Source organism: Alteromonas naphthalenivorans (assembly GCF_000213655.1).
GTDB lineage: Bacteria > Pseudomonadota > Gammaproteobacteria > Enterobacterales > Alteromonadaceae > Alteromonas > Alteromonas naphthalenivorans.
This window is the reverse complement of sequence record NC_015554.1, coordinates 3729146-3741876: the sequence shown is the minus strand read 5'-3', so window position 1 is coordinate 3741876 and position 12731 is coordinate 3729146. Positions and strand designations below refer to the sequence as shown.

13 protein-coding genes are annotated in these 12731 nt (G+C 45.1%); 9 read left to right on the top strand and 4 right to left on the bottom strand.

From position 1 onward, the window contains the following. Window positions 1–65 precede the first annotated feature (65 nt). Complete coding sequence (locus AMBT_RS16310; protein ID WP_013785740.1) at window positions 66–1214, bottom strand: iron-containing alcohol dehydrogenase; 1149 nt, start codon at window positions 1212–1214, stop codon at window positions 66–68. Between the two features lie 212 nt (window positions 1215–1426). Beyond that, on the bottom strand, window positions 1427–2173 hold the full coding sequence (gene gpmA, locus AMBT_RS16305) for a 2,3-diphosphoglycerate-dependent phosphoglycerate mutase (RefSeq protein WP_013785739.1): 747 nt from the start codon (window positions 2171–2173) through the stop codon (window positions 1427–1429). Between the two features lie 394 nt (window positions 2174–2567). Between gpmA and acnA the strand changes: the two genes are divergently transcribed. Beyond that, entirely contained in the window at window positions 2568–5279 is a 2712-nt protein-coding gene (acnA, locus tag AMBT_RS16300) for an aconitate hydratase AcnA (protein ID WP_013785738.1), read from the top strand. A gap of 99 nt (window positions 5280–5378) precedes the next feature. Here acnA and AMBT_RS16295 read toward each other — a convergent pair whose 3' ends face one another. Both AMBT_RS16295 and AMBT_RS16290 read right to left on the bottom strand, forming a co-directional pair. Continuing rightward, complete coding sequence (locus AMBT_RS16295; RefSeq protein WP_013785737.1) at window positions 5379–5870, bottom strand: SEL1-like repeat protein; 492 nt, start codon at window positions 5868–5870, stop codon at window positions 5379–5381. Between the two features lie 96 nt (window positions 5871–5966). Then, window positions 5967–8183, bottom strand: coding sequence for a GspE/PulE family protein (locus AMBT_RS16290; RefSeq protein ID WP_013785736.1), 2217 nt, complete (start codon window positions 8181–8183; stop codon window positions 5967–5969). A gap of 470 nt (window positions 8184–8653) precedes the next feature. On the opposite strand from AMBT_RS16290, the gene rpsJ reads away from it, so the two are divergent. From rpsJ to rpsC, 8 genes are read left to right on the top strand one after another with little or no spacing between them, the layout of a single operon-like run. Beyond that, window positions 8654–8965, top strand: a complete 312-nt coding sequence (gene rpsJ / locus AMBT_RS16285) for a 30S ribosomal protein S10 (protein WP_006012796.1) — start codon at window positions 8654–8656, stop codon at window positions 8963–8965. 18 nt (window positions 8966–8983) lie between these two features. Then, entirely contained in the window at window positions 8984–9622 is a 639-nt protein-coding gene (gene rplC, locus AMBT_RS16280; RefSeq protein WP_013785735.1) for a 50S ribosomal protein L3, read from the top strand. Window positions 9623–9640: 18 nt separating this feature from the next. Next, on the top strand, window positions 9641–10246 hold the full coding sequence (gene rplD / locus AMBT_RS16275) for a 50S ribosomal protein L4 (protein ID WP_013785734.1): 606 nt from the start codon (window positions 9641–9643) through the stop codon (window positions 10244–10246). Continuing rightward, window positions 10243–10542, top strand: coding sequence for a 50S ribosomal protein L23 (rplW, locus tag AMBT_RS16270; RefSeq protein ID WP_013785733.1), 300 nt, complete (start codon window positions 10243–10245; stop codon window positions 10540–10542). The genes rplD and rplW overlap by 4 nt, the downstream gene beginning before the upstream one ends. 14 nt (window positions 10543–10556) lie before the next feature. Next, the gene (gene rplB / locus AMBT_RS16265; RefSeq protein ID WP_013785732.1) at window positions 10557–11381 is read left to right on the top strand and encodes a 50S ribosomal protein L2; all 825 of its coding nucleotides are present in this window, start codon (window positions 10557–10559) and stop codon (window positions 11379–11381) included. Between the two features lie 15 nt (window positions 11382–11396). Then, a complete protein-coding gene (rpsS, locus tag AMBT_RS16260) occupies window positions 11397–11672 on the top strand; it encodes a 30S ribosomal protein S19 (RefSeq protein WP_013785731.1) in 276 nt (91 codons plus the stop codon). Window positions 11673–11684: 12 nt separating this feature from the next. Next, entirely contained in the window at window positions 11685–12017 is a 333-nt protein-coding gene (gene rplV / locus AMBT_RS16255) for a 50S ribosomal protein L22 (protein ID WP_013785730.1), read from the top strand. Between the two features lie 9 nt (window positions 12018–12026). Beyond that, entirely contained in the window at window positions 12027–12731 is a 705-nt protein-coding gene (rpsC, locus tag AMBT_RS16250) for a 30S ribosomal protein S3 (RefSeq protein WP_013785729.1), read from the top strand.

The window sequence follows — 12731 nt, the reverse complement described above, 5'->3', positions numbered from 1 at the left end:
TAACAGTAGAGTTAACAAAGCAGACCAGGATGCTAACGGTTGAAGTATTAGCATTAGGTTGGGGGTTAAAAGGCTTCTGTATATATCTGCACGATATCTTGTTTGCTTAGTACTCTTGGGTTGTTGCGTAGTAAACGGGTGACTTTGCTCGCTTCTTCTGCCAACAAGGGAATAGCATCTTCGCTAATATCAAAATCACGTAGTGTAGCGGGGATCTCTACTTTTCTGCACAGCGCTTCAATGGCATCCACTACCTGATTAGCAATCTCTAACTGACTTTTATTGGCAACGGGTAAATGTAAAAAGCCCGCCACATCAATAAAGCGCTGTTGGCATGCCCCTATATTCCAGCGCATAACATGGGGCAACATAACTGCATTGCTCATACCGTGGGACAAATGAAAGCGACCGCCAAGCGGATAAGCAAGCGCATGCACCGCTCCCACGCCTGCGTTACCAAACGCTAACCCTGCCATTAAACTTCCGGTTGCCATGTCTTCCCGTGCTTTAACATCGTGGCCGTTTGCATAGGCGACAGGAAGTGAATGAAAGATAAGTGTCATCGCCTTGCTGGCCAACGCGTCAGTAATAGGGCTGGCATTAACGGACAAGTAGGCCTCCAGAGCATGCACAAATGCATCTACCCCACTGGCGGCAGTAATGTGTTTGGGGCAGCTTAATGTCATTTCAGGCGTTACTATGGCCACATCGGGTAATAGGTGGTCGCTCACAATGCCTTTTTTAACGTGCGCGATAGGGTCGGCTAGTATGGCAATATTGGTCACTTCTGAACCCGTGCCCGCCGTGGTAGGAATGGCAATAAGGGGTAATGCGCGGCCTGCAACCAAGTTCTCGCCAAACAAGTCTGCAATATTTCCCGTGTAATCAAACGTAGCCGCAAGTACTTTAGCGCTGTCTATTGCGCTACCACCGCCAACGGCAATAATTCCGTCTACCTTATGTTGTTTTAGTCGAGCAAGCCTTTGCTCAATAACACTTATTTCAGGTTCAGGAGGAATATCGTCTATCACAATAGGGCATTCGCAATTCAGCACATTGGTAACATGGCTAAGTGCACCAGATTGGCTTACGCCCTTATCGGTAATAATGGCAGGTGCTTTTATATTCAATCTTGAAAGCTCATGAGCAAGGCTCGCTAACGCCCCTTCACCTGTAATAAGTTTATTGGCTGATTTGAAGACCGACACCTGCATTGTACACCTGCTGAAAAAACTGAGCCTGATGGCAATGTAATGGGAATAGCATGTGTTTACAAATTAGTAACAATGATAATGGTAGAAAAAAGAAATGATTTGAGAAGTGTATTTAAGAGACTAATAGATATAAAAAAACCGCAAACAACGTTTGCGGCTCTTTAGTCGTGGCTCTAATAGTCAGCGTTAGCTTTCTAATAATTACCTATCGACTACTTAGCTTTGCCTTGCTTAGCAACGGCATCCATCATCGCTTTAATCGCTTCTGGATCGCCCAAGTACTCTTTAGAGATAGGCTTCAAGTTTTCGTCTAGCTCGTAGACCAAAGGTACGCCAGTTGGAATATTTAGGCTTAGTACGTCTTCATCAGACATGCCATCTAAGTATTTAACCAATGCACGAAGGCTGTTGCCGTGAGCCGCGATAATAACGCGCTTGCCAGCTTGAATGTCTGGGCGAATAACATCGTGCCAGTAAGGTAGTACACGCTCGATGGTCATCTTCAAGCTTTCACCGCGAGGAAGAATCTCGGCATCAACGTTGCTGTAACGACGATCGACTCCTGGGAAGTGTTCGCTGTCAGTATCTACGGCTGGTGGTGGAATATCGAAACTACGACGCCAAACTTTAACTTGCTCTTCACCATGCTTAGCAGCCGTTTCAGCTTTGTCTAACCCTGTAAGCGCACCGTAGTGACGCTCGTTCAAACGCCAGTGACGTTCAACAGGTAGGTAATGTTGACCCATTTCTTCCAAAGAGATATTCAATGTTTTGATAGCACGAAGCAATACAGACGTGTAAGCCTGATCGAATTCAAAACCTGCGTCCTTCATTAACTGACCAGCGGTTTTAGCTTGTGCGACACCTGTGTCAGTTAAATCAACGTCGTGCCAACCAGTGAAACGATTTTCAAGGTTCCACTGACTTTCTCCATGACGAATAAGTACCAGTTTATACATAGTAAGGTTACCTGCGGCGTTAAAGTGAAAATGCCCAACGAATGCCAATGAAATGGTGCGTCAGACGGATACGAAAAAAGATGATCGCTATCATCGTTGATCGGCAACGAAAAATCCAGTTTCGAAAAGCCAAGTTTAACAGGTAAGACTAGCCAAATAGTAATGCAGACCCTTTTAGTATCAACATAAACTGCTTGGCTAACGGTGTGAAATCAACATGAACTTTTTTTCACATTGTTACCGTATACAGCTATAAGTGAGAGTAGTTAGGAGCGCTAATTCCTTCTAAGGCGAAATAGAAGTGCGAAATGGCACTGCAATTCATCTAGTAAAAGCGCTTCCTGACTTGCTCCTAGAACTATATTTATGACAGGCAAATAAGGATGGTGAGCGCGTGAAATATCAATCTTTTTCTAATATCGATGTCGATGGCAATTCCTTCAAGGCAATTAGCTTTGACAAAGTAAATGAGAACTTTGCGCTCGACCGATTACCGTATTGTATTAAAATTCTTCTTGAAAACTTACTTCGTCATGAAACTGAAGAGTTTGTTACCAGTGATGACATTGAACAAGTTGCCACGTGGAATACAGAGAATCACGTTGAGCATGAAGTATCTTTCGTTCCTGCCCGCGTGATCTTGCAAGATTTCACTGGTGTGCCAGCTATTGTTGATTTGGCCGCTATGCGAGATGCAGTGAATAAGTTAGGCGGCGATGCTCAAACTATTAATCCGCTAAATCCCGTAGAGTTAGTTATTGACCATTCAGTAATGGTTGATTTCTTTGCAGAAGAAAACGCGTTAGAGAAAAACACTGACGTTGAAATAGAGCGTAATAAAGAGCGCTACCAATTTTTAAAGTGGGGGCAATCTAGCTTCGACAACTTCAAAGTTGTGCCTCCAGGTCGAGGAATAGTCCACCAAGTTAACCTTGAATACCTTGCACGTGTTGCCTTCACGAAACAAGAGGATGATGACACCTTGGTGTATCCTGACACGTTAGTAGGTACCGATTCTCACACCACCATGATCAACGGCCTTGGCGTTCTAGGTTGGGGCGTAGGCGGTATTGAAGCTGAAGCGGCGATGTTAGGCCAACCCGTTACCATGCTTCTACCAAAAGTTGTTGGGTTTCGTTTAGACGGTGAATTGCCGACCGGCGTGACAGCAACGGATATGGTGCTGACAATTACCCAGCAACTACGAGCACATGGGGTTGTGGGTAAGTTCGTAGAATTCTATGGTCCAGGCTTGAAGCACTTAACTACAGCCGATCGTGCCACTATTGCCAATATGGCACCGGAATACGGCGCAACCTGCGGTATTTTCCCTATTGATGAAGTTGCGCTCGATTACCTGCGCTTGACTGGGCGTGACGAGTCGCAAATTAAACTTGTTGAAGCGTATGCGAAAGAAAGTTCGCTATGGCACGATGACTTTACTAAAGATGCCGAATATCACGAAACGTTAGAGTTAGACTTAAACGATGTTGTCCCCTCGATTGCAGGGCCAAAACGCCCTCAAGATAGAATTGCACTAGATAACGCTGCAAAAGCATTTAATGAATGGCATCGCTCGCAGATTGATGTGAAAGTGCTAGACGAAGAAACTGAATTTGTCGCCGAAGGCGGTGCAGTACCTGAAGTCAATGAAGAGCATGATTCGTATGTAGAATTCCGTGGTAATAAATTTAACTTAGAAGATGGTGCCATTGTTATTGCGGCCATTACGAGTTGTACCAACACATCAAACCCTTCGGTGCTTATTGGAGCAGGGTTACTAGCGAAAAAAGCGGCGGAAAAAGGCTTAACCCGTAAGCCTTGGGTAAAAACGTCTTTAGCCCCAGGCTCGCAGGTGGTAACTCAGTACCTTGAAGATGCAAACTTGATGGACCCACTAGAAGCTCTCGGTTTCAACCTTGTGGGTTACGGTTGCACTACCTGTATTGGTAACTCAGGACCCTTGCCAGATGCTATTAGCGATGCAATTAAAAAGGCCAAGCTTACTGTTACCTCTGTATTGTCAGGTAACCGGAACTTCGAGGGGCGTATTCATTCAGATGTTGCGGCCAACTATTTAGCGTCGCCACCATTAGTTGTCGCTTATGCCTTAGCGGGTAATATGAATATTGATATTACTAAAGAGCCACTAGGGTTGGGCAACAATGGCGAGCCAGTGTATTTGAAAGATATTTGGCCTAGTGAAGATGAAATTCAAAGCCATATAGCTGAACATGTCACCAGTGACATCTTTAAAGCAAAATACGCCGACGTATTTAAAGGCAGTGGTGTGTGGAATGACCTAACGGTAAGTTCAACATCGGTATACGATTGGCCTAACTCTACCTATATTAAACATCCGCCATTTTTCCAAACAATGGGCGAAGAACCCGAAGCACTTAGTGCTATCGAGAACGCGAGATGTTTGGTGAAAGTGGGCGATTCAATTACCACCGACCACATCTCTCCGGCAGGCGCGATAGCGCCAGACAGCCCTGCAGGCGAGTATTTGCAAGCAGAAGGCGTAAATACCAAAGATTTCAATTCATACGGTTCACGTCGCGGTAACCACGAAGTCATGATGCGAGGTACCTTTGCGAATGTGCGCCTAAAAAACCAGTTAGCACCCGGCACTACCGGCAGTGCTACCACGCATTATCCTAGTGGTGATGCCATGTCGATATACCATGCGGCCATGCGTTATCAAGATGAGGGTGTTGCTGCGGTTGTTGTAGGTGGGAAAGAATACGGTACAGGCTCTAGTCGAGATTGGGCTGCGAAAGGTCCATCACTAATGGGTGTAAAAGCAGTCATGGTAGAAAGCTATGAACGTATTCACCGTTCAAATCTCATTGGTATGGGTATCTTACCGTTGCAGTTTAAGCCAGGCGACAGTGCGAGTAGCTTAGGAATTAAAGGTAATGAAACTTTCTCAATTGGTGCAGTAAGCCGTGACCAAAAAGACGTGGATGTCACCGTAACGTCTGATGCAGGCGAATCACAAACATTCTCGATGGATATTCGAATCGATACATCGAACGAATTCACGTATTTCGAAAATGGCGGTATTTTGCACTATGTAATTCGTCAATACTTGAAGAAATAGGGATTGGATAAACAGCGGCGTTTAGCGTTTTAGTATACTGGCGAGTCAAAGTAAAAAGCCCGATGAAACATCGGGCTTTTTTGTAGCGTAACGGATAAATTAATAGAATCGCTTAGAGCAGATTATCTCTTTAATGTTAGAGCCAATTGCCGCACGTTTTTCGCAGCGCAAGTCTTGCGCTTTAGCACCGTACAGTGCAATGTGTTCATCTACGAAAGGCTCCATCGCAGTTCTAAAATCTTCAGGCAAAGCATCGCGAATAGAGCGAAAAGAACGATTCCACTCCGCGGTTTTTTGTTCCATAGCGACTTTTAACCACAGCCAACCCTCTTCATAATTAGGCTCGATACCCCACCCCTGAAAATACATTTGAGCTAAGTAATACTGAGATGATTTATTACCTAATTTCGCGCCTTCTAATAATTTAGTATAGGCTTCTTCATAATTTTCAGCTTTTAATGCGAACAACCCACTTTCAACAATCGAAAGATATTCAGTTTTCCACATGTGATCTTTGGTTCGTGATTGGGCGTCAGCCGCCGTTGATATTAGTGTGCCTGTGAATAACAACGCAAAAACTATTGCCTTCATATTGGTTTCCATTCCTTAAGTAATAGATGTATTAGCATTATTTAATACTGTTACAGCTAAATCTTCAAATTTAGATTGTTAGTAAATATTTCGTGGTTAGTCGCCACCCACAATTTGTACTTGTGGAATGTCGGTATCGCCCTTAATGACTTTGAAAATAGCATCTTGTACTAAGGTTCGCATACCGTCTTGGGTGGCTTGTTTTTTCATTTCTGCAACACTGGCTTCTTTGTAAACCAAAGAGCGTAGTTCAGGCGTCATTCCAAGTAGTTCATGAACCCCTGTTCTGCCTTTGTAGCCTGTGTTGCCACATTCTTCACAGCCTTTTGCCCTGTAGAGTTTGAGCGGAGTAGGCAACGCTAATTCATCTAGCATCTGCGCGCCGTACTGCCTTTCAATGAAGGCCATATCAGTATCACTTGCCACATACTCTTCCTTACACTTACCACAAAGGGTACGAATAAGACGCTGGGCTAATATACCTACACAGGCATCAGAGAAGTTCACAGGATCTAGCCCCAAATCTAACAAACGGGTAATGGTCTCTGGGGCAGAGTTGGTATGCAGGGTAGATAACACTAAGTGGCCAGTAAGCGAGGCTTCAATGCCAGCATGAGCTGTTTCTTTATCACGCATCTCACCTATAAGAATAATATCGGGGTCGGCACGCAAAAATGCCCGTAGGGCGTTAGCAAATGTGAAGCCTATTTTGGGGCTTACCTGAACCTGCTGTAAACCGGGTTGAGTAATCTCTACCGGGTCTTCTGCTGTCCATATTTTCTTTTCTGGGGTGTTGAGGTAACCCAAAATAGCATGCAAGGTCGTGGTTTTACCGGAACCTGTTGGCCCTACTACTAACAAGATGCCATGTGGTTTTTTAATCATGTCTTCTAAGCGCTTCAAATTGGTAGGCGCTAGATTCATTTTCTCAATGGGCATAGCGCCACCTGACGCTAGCAAACGCATCACCACCCCTTCACCGGCTACCGTAGGGATGGTGGCAACACGTACTTCTACCAGTTGCCCATTCATCTTAAACGCCAACTTACCGTCTTGAGGTACACGCTTTTCAGCAATGTTTAGGTTAGACATAATTTTAATACGGGCAATAACCGCATTATGGTGTGAGTTAGGCACTTTGTTCATATCTCGGCACACACCATCAACCCGCATTCTTACGCGAGTAGGGGCATTCTTCTCAGGGTCGATATGAATATCAGATGCGCCAAGGCGTTTTGCATCGTGTAATACACGACTAACCAAACGTACTACCGCAGGGGCATCGTCGGAAAGTTCATCGACAAGCTCGTCGTTTTCCTCACTTGATAAACCAATCTCATCAAGAATTTCATTCATGTCGCCTGGGGCAGCACCGCCGCCACCTTCACCCAAATACTGTAGTATGTGGTGAGGTAGGCCAACCGCAATTTCATAGCTCTCTATACCCAACGCGCTTTCCGTTTCCATCAACAGCGCCGCGTTATTAGGCTCTGCCATTAACACAATGGGATTACCTTCCACATCAGAAATAACCGCAACATGGTTACGTTTAAGATAAGACAGGTTTAGTTTACTTTCACCTTCATAACGATGGTACTTATCGGGTAAATAACCAATAAAGGGAACCTGGTAATGAATAGAAAGGGAATGCCCAATTTCATGCTCGGGAACGCGATGCTCTGACATCAAACCTTGCACGATAGTGCGAGTGTCTTTAGAAGTAGATAGCAGTGCTTTTAATGCAGGTTCGTTTATTAAACCTTTATGTAATAAAGAATCAAATGGATTGTTTGTACCACCAAGTTCATAACGGAATTTAGCCCCTAACACTAATGCTAAGTCGTTTGCCCGCGCTAAATCATTATCATCAAAACTGCCGTTTTGTTTATTGATAATTTGCATAACGCCCATCAATACGCCGGCATTAAGAATAGGCACACACAAAATATTAGTGGTTTTGAAGTCGTTGTCTTTATCGAATTTATCAGCAAACCGTAAACGAGGATGAATAGCTTTCAGCTCAGCGGCGTTATAAGGGTCGGCTATGAGTAAAGGCAGTTGTGAGATAGCAACATAGCCTGCAATAGACATAGGGCTTATAGGGACTTTAATCTCTAAGGTTTCTTTACCCGTTTTAAACCGAGCGACCAAGTCTTGGTGTTGTCGGCGACGCTGAAAGATGCTCATACGGGTAGCACCAAACATGTTAAGGATGATGGGCTCAAGCAAACTGTAAGCGTCTAATAAAGACGAGTGATTATTCAGAATGCGTTTAACATGGGTGAAAATATGCTGACTGTCTTCTACTTCCATAGTGCTCTTAGCACAGCGTAACGCTGCTATATCCAAATTTGATTAAACATTGTGGCATACGTTTTACCACCTTATAGGTATAGCGCATTAACGGCAATACAACTTACATTAAGGTAGTGCAACAATAACGTAACTTTACATCACCTATAAAAAAGAAGCAGCTGTACTAAAGTCATATATTTGCAATTAATGTGTACAAAAAGCGATCTAGCAGTTGCAATGTATCCTGCCTTCTGTATAATTCGCGCCCACTGCCCAAATAGGGCAATGTTTCTAGCCGCGACCTCACTGCTTTTAGGGTGGTTGCCAGCGTAGCAAGCGAAATCGATAAGATAAGACTGCTACAGGCGTGTTAGGAAAAAGAACAGGGTTCCAATTGGGAACCATCGGTTTACGCACATCTTTTCTTTCCAGAATAAAATGGAAGAGAAAAGGTGAATTTTTTTGTTCTTTCGATTGGAGCTTAATCGATGCCAAATCAAAGAATTCGTATTCGTTTGAAAGCGTTTGATCACAAGTTGATCGATCAGTCTACGGCTGAAATCGTTGAAACGGCGAAACGTACTGGTGCTCAGGTCAGCGGTCCTATTCCTCTGCCTACTCGCAAAGAACGCTATACAGTATTGACATCTCCTCACGTAAATAAAGATGCACGTGATCAATATGAGATTCGTACTCACAAGCGTTTAGTAGACATCATTGAGCCAACTGATAAAACAGTTGACGCGTTGATGCGTTTGGACTTGGCTGCCGGTGTTGATGTTCAAATCAGCCTGGGCTAACAAGAGAGGGTAATAACAATGGCGATTGGTCTAGTCGGTCGTAAAGTGGGTATGACTCGCATCTTCACTGAAGATGGTACGTCTATCCCTGTGACTGTTATTGAAGCGACCCCAAACCGTGTGACTCAGTTACGTACTGAAGAACTTGACGGTTATCGCGCTCTTCAGGTTACTACTGGAAGCAAGAAAACGAACCGCGTTAACAAAGCTGAAGCAGGTCATTTTGCCAAAGCTGGTGTTGAAGCAGGTCGTGCTCTAGTAGAATTCCGCCTGGAAGATAACGAAGGTGGCGATATTGAAGTAGGCAGTGAAATCACTGTTGAAATCTTTAACGACACTAAAAAGATTGATGTCACTGGTACATCAAAAGGTAAAGGTTTTGCTGGCGCGATCAAACGTTGGAACTTTAGTTCACAACGTATGACTCACGGTAACTCTTTGTCTCACCGTGCACCTGGTTCGATTGGCCAAAACCAATCACCTGGTAAAGTTTTCAAAGGTAAGAAAATGGCTGGTCAGCTTGGTAACAAGCAAGTGACTACCCAATCTTTGGAAGTAGTACGTGTAGACGTAGAAAATAGCTTAATCCTTGTTAAAGGTGCCGTACCTGGCGCAACTGGCGGCGATGTAATCGTTAAGCCAGCTGTTAAAGCGTAACGTCTGGGGAGTGAACTGATGGAATTAACATTGAAAGATGCGCAAAGCGCTCTTGAAGTATCCGAAGCGACCTTTGGACGTGAATTCAACGAAGCCTTGGTACACCAAGTCGTTGTAGCTTACGGTGCAGGTGCTCGTCAGGGTACAAAGGCGCAGAAGACTCGCGCTGAAGTACGTGGTGGTGGTAAGAAGCCATGGCGTCAAAAAGGCACAGGCCGTGCTCGTGCTGGTACTATCCGAAGCCCAATTTGGGTTGGTGGTGGTCGTGCATTCGCAGCCAAGCCTCGTGACTTTGATCAAAAAGTTAACAAGAAAATGTATCGTGGTGCTATCAAAAGCATCTTGTCTGAACTAATCCGTCAAGACCGTTTGGTTGTGGTAGAGAAGTTTGGTGTGGAAGCACCTAAGACAAAAGAACTTATTGCTAAGCTTAACGACTATGAACTAAATGATGTTCTTATCGTTACTGCTGATGTTGATGAGAACTTGTTCCTAGCGGCACGCAACTTGTACAAAGTTGACGTACGTGATGTTGCAGGCATCGACCCAGTAAGTTTGATTGCATTTGAAAAAGTGCTAATTACAGCTGATGCGGTTAAACAACTTGAGGAGGCGTTAGCATGAAAGAAGAACGTCTACTGAAGGTGCTTTTAGCACCGCATGTTTCAGAAAAGTCTACTATGGCTGCTGAAGCAAGCAACACGGTTGTATTTAAAGTAGCGAAAGATTCGAACAAAGCTGAAATCAAAGCTGCAGTTGAAAAACTGTTTGAAGTTGAGGTTGAAGGTGTTCGTACTGTAAACGTTAAGGGTAAAACCAAGCGTCACGGTCAGTCTTTCGGTAAACGCAGTGACTGGAAAAAGGCCTACGTGGTTCTTAAAGAAGGTCAGGACATCGACTTTGTCGGTGGCGCTGAGTAAGAAGGGGATTAGAAATGCCATTATTGAAAGCTAAGCCAACTTCTGCCGGTCGTCGTCACGTTGTTCAGGTTACTAACCCTGACCTTCACAAAGGCGCGCCTTACGCACCTTTGCTTGAAAAGAACAGCAAATCTGGCGGTCGTAACAACCATGGTCGTATTACAACTCGTCATATTGGTGGTGGTCATAAACAACACTACCGTTTGATTGACTTTAAACGCAACAAAGACGGCATTCCAGCCGCTGTTGAGCGTTTAGAATACGATCCTAACCGTTCTGCTAACATTGCACTAGTATTGTATGCAGATGGTGAGCGTCGTTACATTCTGGCTCCAAAGGGTATGAAAGCGGGTGATGCAATCCAGTCTGGTTCGGATGCTCCGATCAAGTCTGGTAACACATTGCCAATGCGTAATATCCCAGTAGGTTCTGTTGTACACGCAATTGAAATGAAGCCTGGTAAAGGTGCACAAATTGCACGTTCTGCCGGTGCTTATGCTCAGATCCTAGCACGTGACGGAAACTACGTTACCTTGCGTCTACGTTCTGGCGAAATGCGTAAAGTACTATCTGATTGCCGCGCCACCATTGGTGAAGTAGGCAATGCAGAGCACATGCTGCGTTCACTGGGTAAAGCCGGTGCAACCCGCTGGCGTGGTGTTCGTCCTACAGTTCGTGGTGTTGCCATGAACCCAGTAGACCACCCACACGGTGGTGGTGAAGGACGCACGTCGGGTGGTCGTCATCCAGTATCTCCTTGGGGTGTTCCTACTAAAGGTAAGAAAACCCGAAGTAACAAGCGTACCGATAAACTTATCGTACGTCGTCGTAATAAGTAACAGCGAGGATTCACCATGCCACGTTCTCTCAAGAAGGGTCCATTTATTGACCTTCACTTGCTGAAGAAGGTAGAGGCTGCAGTGGAAAAGAACGAACGTAAACCAATTAAGACTTGGTCTCGTCGTTCTATGATCATCCCAGATATGATTGGGTTGACCATTGCGGTCCATAACGGTCGCCAGCACGTTCCAGTCATCATCAGCGATGAAATGGTCGGCCACAAGTTGGGCGAATTTGCGCCAACGCGTACTTACCGCGGCCATGTCGCGGATAAGAAAAGCAAACGATAAGGGGTAGGATAAATGGAAGCATTAGCTAAACACCGTTTTGCCCGCTCGTCTGCTCAAAAAGCACGCTTGGTAGCGGATCAAATTCGCGGTATGCACGTTGAGAAAGCTCTTGAGCTACTTACGTACAGCCCGAAGAAAAGCGCAGCGCTGGTTAAGAAAGTTTTGGAATCTGCGATTGCAAATGCAGAACACAATGAAGGCGCTGACATCGACGAATTAGTCGTTGCCAAAGTTTTCGTTGACGAAGGTCCAACTATGAAACGTATCAAGCCACGTGCCAAAGGCCGTGCAGATCGTATCTTTAAGCGTAGCAGTCACATCACTGTGGTTGTAGCGGATAACTAGGAGTAGATAATGGGACAGAAGGTACATCCTACAGGTATACGCCTGGGTATCAGTAAACCATGGACTTCTACCTGGTACGCTAATACTGGTGACTATGCGGATAACCTGTATAACGATCATCAGGTACGTAAGTATCTGACTAAACAGCTTAAAAGCGCTTCACTTTCTAAAATCGTGATCGAGCGTCCTGCTAAGAGCATCCGTGTGACTATTCACACTGCTCGTCCAGGCGTTGTAATCGGTAAAAAAGGTGAAGATGTAGAGAAGCTTCGCGCCTATGTTTCTAAGCTAGCCGGTGTGCCAGCTCAGATTAACATTGCAGAAGTTCGCAAGCCTGAGCTTGACGGACAACTGGTTGCCGACAGTATCTCTAGCCAGCTAGAACGTCGTGTAATGTTCCGTCGTGCTATGAAGCGCGCGGTACAAAACGCAATGCGTCTTGGTGCTAAGGGTATTAAAGTTGAAGTAAGCGGCCGTTTGGGCGGAGCAGAAATTGCTCGTTCTGAATGGTACCGTGAAGGTCGCGTACCTCTGCACACTTTCCGTGCAGATATCGATTACGCAACTTCAGAAGCTGCAACTACCTACGGTATTATTGGTGTGAAGGTATGGATCTTCAAAGGTGAAGTTCTGGGCGGTTTGCCTACAACTCAAGAGCAAGCTCCGCCTGCTCAACCTAAGAAGAAAGGCCGCAACTCTAAGCGTGAGGGCTAA